We start from the raw sequence: 3209 nt of genomic DNA on the forward strand, positions 1-3209 counted from the left end.
GATCTGGATAGGCCGTTCGTCGGCAACAGTGCGTGCCAATTCAGAAAAGAGAAGGCGCATTCCGCGCCCATCTCAGGTGCTGCTGTCGATCGCCCGGTCCAGGCGCCGGTTCAGGTCGGCCAGGGTCTGTTGCAGGGCGACCGCCTGGCGGGCGTTCTCATCGCGCAGCAGCTGCAGTTCGTGTGCCAGGTTGAGTGCCGCCAGCACCGCGATGCGGTCCACCGCGGCCATCCGGTTGCTGCCGCGGATCTCGCGCATGCGCGCATCCAGCAGGCGGGCGGCCGCCATCAGGCTGTCGCGTTCATCGCCACCAACGCCGACCGTGTATTCGCGGTCAAGGATACGGACGCTGACCGGTTCGGCACTCATGTGTGCTGCTCCAGGGATTTGAGCCGGGTGATCATCGCTTCCACCCGCGAACGCGCCTGCTCGTTCTTGGCCAGCAGCGTCGAGCGCTCGGCCACCAGCTGTTCCTGCTGGTGGCGCAGGCTGCGGTTCTCCTCGGCCAGCCGCTGGTTGCGGTCGAGCAACGCCTCCACACGGGCGGCGAAGGCCTGCAGCTGGGCAAGGGGATCGGCGGGTTCCATGCCCGCACGATAGGCAAGCCGGGTCAGGGCGGTCAAGCACTGTCGCAGCAGGGCCCGGCGGCTACGGAGAGCAGGCGGACACATTGCTACACTACCGGGCTCACGGGCGCGCGCGTGCGCGCTCCGCAGTTTCCCTTCCGAACGAGCCGCACGATGACCGAACTTCCCTCCGTCGACGACGTTACCCGCGCCAGCCAGGAACTGGGCCTGGGCGCCACTGCTGCCGAGCTGCATGGCGGGCTGTGCGGCTGGCTGGCCGCTGGCGGTGCTCCCGGCAATGATTGGCCGGCGCGCGTACTGGCCGACGACAATCTGCCGCAGGCAGCTGCCGACAGTGCGCTGGCGCAGTTGCTGGAGGCCACCATCAAGCAGCTGGAAGACCGGGACTTCGCCTTCGAGCTGCTGTTGACCGACAGCAGCGACGTGGCCGCGCAGGCGGACGCCATGTTCAGCTGGACCCGTTCCTTCCTGGGCGGCTTCGGCCTGGGCAGTGGCGGCCACCGGCCGGCCCTGTCCGAAGAAGGCGAGGAGGCGCTGAACGACCTGGCCAGCCTGGCCCGTGCCTCGAGCGAGGATTTTGAAGCGGGCGGTGATGATGACGACGAAGCCCTGTCGGAGATCGAGGAGTTCATCCGCGTGGCGGTGCTGCTGCTGCACGGTGACGTGGTGCTGGCCGCGCGCCATCGGCAGCGCCTGAACTGATGGATATCAAGCAGCGCACCGGCATCGCTGCCGGCGAGTACAAGCGTCGTCGCCGGCAGTTGATGGACATGGCGGGCGAAGACGCGATCCTGGTGCTGCCGGCGGCATCTGAGAAGGTGCGCAGCCTTGATACCCATTATCCGTACCGGCAGGATTCGGATTTCCAGTACCTGAGCGGCTTCCCGGAGCCGGAAGCGGTACTGGTGCTGATTCCCGGCCGTCGCCACGGCGAAGCGATCCTGTTCTGCCGCGAGCGCGATCCCGAGCGCGAAGCCTGGGATGGCGGTCGCGCCGGCCAGGACGGCGCCGTGGCGCAGTTCGCGATGGACGATGCCTWYCCGATCACCGACMTSGACGACATCCTGCCGGGCCTGCTGGAAGGGCGTTCGCGGGTGTACTACCACTTCGGCCGCGATGCGGATTTCGACCTGAAGCTGATCGGCTGGGTGAACCGCGTACGTTCGCAGGTGCGCCACGGTGCGCAGCCACCGCATGAGTTCCTGGAACTGGGCCATCTGCTGCACGAGCAGCGGTTGTTCAAGTCCGGTGCCGAGGTGGCGTTGATGCAGCGTGCGGCCGACATCAGTGTGCTGGCGCATCGCGCGGCCATGCAGAGTGCGAAGGCGGGCATTCACGAGTACGAACTGCAGGCCGAACTGGAGCGGGTGTTCCGTGCCAACGACGCGGTACCTGCGTACTGCAGCATCGTCGGCGCCGGCCGCAATGCCTGCATCCTGCATTACCGCGACAACAACGCGCGTTCGCGCGACGGCGAACTGGTGTTGATCGATGCCGGCGCCGAGTACCGCGGCTACGCCAGTGACATCACCCGTACGTTCCCGGTCAATGGTCGTTTCAGCGCCGAGCAGCGCGCGCTGCATGATCTGGTGGGTGCCGCGCAGGCGGCGGCGCTTGCCCAGGCCAAACCGGGCGTGGCGTACGAAATGGGCCATCTGGCGGCGGTGCAGACCCTCACCGAAGGGTTGCTGCAACTGGGCCTGTTGAAGGGCACGCTGGAAAAGAATCTCACCGAAGGCTTGTACCAGCGCTTCTACCGGCACAAGACCGGGCACTGGATCGGGCTGGATGTGCACGATGTAGGCGACTACCGCCTGGCCGGCGATTCGCGCCTGCTGGAGCCGGGCATGGCGTTCACCATCGAGCCGGGGCTGTATATCGGCGTGGACGACACAACGGTGGAACCGCGCTGGCGCGGCATCGGCATCCGTACCGAAGATGACGTGCTGATCACCGACGACGGGCATCGGGTGTTGACCGAAGGGCTGGAACGCAGCGCCGACGAGATCGAAGCGTTGATGGCGGGGTAAGAGGGGTTTCGGCAGGGCTTGCAGCCCTGCACCTGCAGAGGCCACAGCCACAGCAACAGCAACAGCGGCATTCGGTGGGGGGCGGGGCACTGTGGGTTTGCGGGGCCGCCGCAAGTACGTCCTTGTAGGCTTGGTCGCCGCATCCATGCGGCTCACACCCCGCAAACCCACAGTACCCCGCCTTCGACAGTTTCCCGCGGCTGTTGGTAACGGCGGTTGTCGGCACGCGGRACTATTGGTAGGTGTCGACCTTGGTCGACACGGAGCGAGCGCAGCAAGCGACCCGCTTTTGATCTTCTTTTTCTTTTTTCCGTGGYTGGACGCGCGCAAGGRACTGTCAAAGGCGGGGTAMGAGGGGTTTYGGCAGGGCTTGCAGYCCTGCATCCGCTACAAGCCAGAGCAACAGCAACAGCAACAGCGGCATTCSGTGGGATGGCGGGGYACTGTGGGTTTGCGGGGCCGCCGCAAGTATGTCCTTGTAGGCTTGGTCGCCGCATCCATGCGGCTCACACCCCGCAAACCCACAGTACCCCGCCTTCGACAGTTTCCCGCGGCTGTTGGTAACGGCGGTTGTCGGCACGCGGGACTATTG

General features: G+C 66.1%; 4 protein-coding genes. 2 read left to right on the forward strand and 2 right to left on the reverse strand.

What is annotated here, in order from left to right; genetic code table 11:
- Positions 1 to 72: 72 nt before the first annotated feature.
- Entirely contained in the window at positions 73 to 369 is a 297-nt protein-coding gene (locus AC1VAN_RS16390; protein ID WP_025874199.1) for a cell division protein ZapA, read from the reverse strand.
- The gene (locus AC1VAN_RS16395; protein WP_025874200.1) at positions 366 to 587 is read right to left on the reverse strand and encodes a TIGR02449 family protein; all 222 of its coding nucleotides are present in this window, start codon (positions 585 to 587) and stop codon (positions 366 to 368) included. The genes AC1VAN_RS16390 and AC1VAN_RS16395 overlap by 4 nt, the downstream gene beginning before the upstream one ends.
- Positions 588 to 740: 153 nt before the next feature.
- Here AC1VAN_RS16395 and AC1VAN_RS16400 point away from each other — a divergent pair, with 153 nt between their 5' ends.
- Positions 741 to 1289 carry a UPF0149 family protein gene (locus tag AC1VAN_RS16400; RefSeq protein ID WP_025874201.1) on the forward strand — a complete coding sequence of 183 codons (549 nt, stop codon included), beginning with the start codon at positions 741 to 743 and terminating at the stop codon, positions 1287 to 1289.
- 5 nt (positions 1290 to 1294) lie between these two features.
- Positions 1295 to 2617, forward strand: coding sequence for an aminopeptidase P N-terminal domain-containing protein (locus tag AC1VAN_RS16405; protein ID WP_480986209.1), 1323 nt, complete (start codon positions 1295 to 1297; stop codon positions 2615 to 2617).
- Positions 2618 to 3209 lie beyond the last annotated feature (592 nt).

This window comes from Stenotrophomonas sp. 05L44_2 (assembly GCF_056665995.1).

What these genes read in the sequence shown, in the direction of transcription:
- AC1VAN_RS16390 (WP_025874199.1), bottom strand. Translation starts at nt 369, where the DNA reads ATGAGTGCCGAACCGGTCAGCGTCCGTATCCTTGACCGCGAATACACG.
- AC1VAN_RS16395 (WP_025874200.1), bottom strand. Translation starts at nt 587, where the DNA reads ATGGAACCCGCCGATCCCCTTGCCCAGCTGCAGGCCTTCGCCGCCCGT.
- AC1VAN_RS16400 (WP_025874201.1), top strand. Translation starts at nt 741, where the DNA reads ATGACCGAACTTCCCTCCGTCGACGACGTTACCCGCGCCAGCCAGGAA.